This window comes from Lentisphaerota bacterium (genome assembly GCA_016873675.1).
GTDB lineage: Bacteria > Verrucomicrobiota > Kiritimatiellia > RFP12 > JAAYNR01 > VGWG01.
In genome coordinates, this window is the sequence record VGWG01000207.1 from 1 (window position 1) to 2,001 (window position 2,001).

At 62.3% G+C, this 2,001-nt stretch carries 2 protein-coding genes; both read left to right on the forward strand.

Going from position 1 to position 2,001, the window contains the following annotated elements:
- The first annotated feature begins 94 nt into the window (after window positions 1-94).
- The gene (locus tag FJ222_12730) at window positions 95-1,624 is read left to right on the forward strand and encodes a glucan biosynthesis protein (GenBank protein MBM4165286.1); all 1,530 of its coding nucleotides are present in this window, start codon (window positions 95-97) and stop codon (window positions 1,622-1,624) included.
- Window positions 1,588-2,001 (forward strand): hypothetical protein (locus FJ222_12735; GenBank protein ID MBM4165287.1); only part of this gene is annotated, 414 nt, incomplete at its 3' end. The genes FJ222_12730 and FJ222_12735, both read left to right, overlap by 37 nt.

Sequence of the window (2,001 nt, forward strand, 5' to 3'; positions counted from 1 at the left end):
AGGGTTGGAGGATTAAGATTAAGATTAAGATTAAGTATAACGGTGTGGTGTTCCAACCGGAGTAAGGGGGCTATGCGTGGAGGGTGCGGTGCGTATGCGAGTGTCCGTTGTTCTGGTCGCGCTGGCTGCGATGTGGGGTGCTGCCGCGAAAGCCGAGGATGCGGGTGATGGCCTTCGCCCGTCCTCCCCTGATTTTGCTGGGATCAAGGCGTTGGCGCGGCAACTGGCGTCGCGGCCCTATGTGGATCACCGGCAGCCTGTGTCGCCGCGGTTGCTTGAGCTGAGCTACGATCAGCTCAATCAGATCACATTCAATGATAACAAGTCAGTGTGGCGGCGCGAGCGTTTGCCGTTCCAGATGCAGTTCGTTCATCCGGGAGGCGATCGCAAGGATCAGATAGACGTGAATCTGGTGGACGGCGACGAGGTGACGGCCGTTCCCTTCTCCCGGGAGTTCTTTAACTACGACGCCAATAGCCGATACAATTGGGCGGATTTCAGAAATGCCAAGTTTGGCGGCTTTCGTGTGCTGTATCCGATCAACCGCAACGACAAGTTGGACGAGGTGATTGTCTTTCAGGGGGCGTCGTACTTTCGCGTGGTTCCGGCCGCGCATGTGTATGGGCTTTCGGCGCGGGTTCTGGCGGTCAATTGCGGGGTGGAGGAGACGGAGGAGTTTCCCCGGTTCCGGGAATTCTGGGTTGACCGGCCTGATCGCGAGGGGCAGACGCTAAAGATCCGCGGGGTGCTCGACAGCGAGAGCTTGGTGGGCGCGGCTGAATTCACCATCGAGCCCGGTGCCGAGACCGTGACGCGCGTTTCCGTTGCGATTTATCCGCGCGTGGATGTGCATCGCGTGGGCATAGCGCCCCTGACGAGCATGTACTGGTTTGGAAAAAATACTCAGCTCCGCTTCGACGACGTCCGGCCGGAGGTTCACGATTCGGATGGGATGCAGATCCAAACCGGCGCCGGGGACTGGTTGTGGCGTCCGCTGGATAACACGGGCCGGCTGCGAACCAGCGCTTTTGTGGACAAGGGGCCGAAGGGGTTTGGCCTCTTCCAGCGTGAGACCGATCCGATGTGTTATCAGGATTCTCACGCGCAGTATCACCGCCGGCCATCCGCTTGGATTCGGCCGGTGGGCGACTGGGGCACCGGTTCGGTTCGGCTGGTTGAGATTCCGACGGACGCCGAGTTTCACGATAACATCGTCGCCTTCTGGGAGCCAGCGCAACCGCTGAAGGCGGGGGAGTCGGCGGAATACAGCTATGACATTGCATGGGGCGGACAGAAGGCGGAACTGCCGCCTGTTGGGCGTGTGGTGTCCACCCGCTCCGGGGCCATTCCGGGCCAGATGCGGGCGCGGCGGTTCGTGCTCGACGTCGCGTGTCCAGGACTGGAGCCGCAGGGGAGCGGTTTCAATGTTGAGCCGGTCGTGTTTGCCGCACGGGGGCGGATTGCCAACCCGGGGATCGGCTACCATGCGCCCCAGCGCACCTGGCGGGTGTCGTTCGATGTTGCCGCGGAGGAGGGCGCCGAGACGGTTGAACTGCGCGTCCGCTTGCGCAAGGAAGGGGGGGACGTATGCAGCGAGACGTGGACCTATTGCTGGACACCCTGAGTCTCCCCAAGGCTGGCGCAGCGGAATTGGCGGAGTGGGATGAGGCGTATGGCACGGTGGACAACTACTTTCGCGCCTGTCGGGTGTCGAGTCGGTTGCACCGGGCACGCTTGACGGCCGCCGTTGTCCATGGGGCGATCCGGCGGCGTGCAGCCAAGCCCTCGACAGGCGAGCCCCTGTCCACCGTGGCCATCAAGGAGGCCCGGAGACTGATTGATGCCTGGCTTTCCGGCCTCCTGCCGCAGCGACCGGACGAACGGCCGTACTCTCAGGCGGAAGGGTTTGTGGCTCTGTATCTCTGCGATGGGGCGGTTCGCTGGCCCCATGCATTTCTTGATCCGGATGAGGCACCTCCGGGGTTTCTCGATACGCTTCGG

Excerpts from the sequence above, each read along its gene's own strand:
- FJ222_12730 (MBM4165286.1), top strand. The coding sequence starts at position 95 with ATGCGAGTGTCCGTTGTTCTGGTCGCGCTGGCTGCGATGTGGGGTGCT.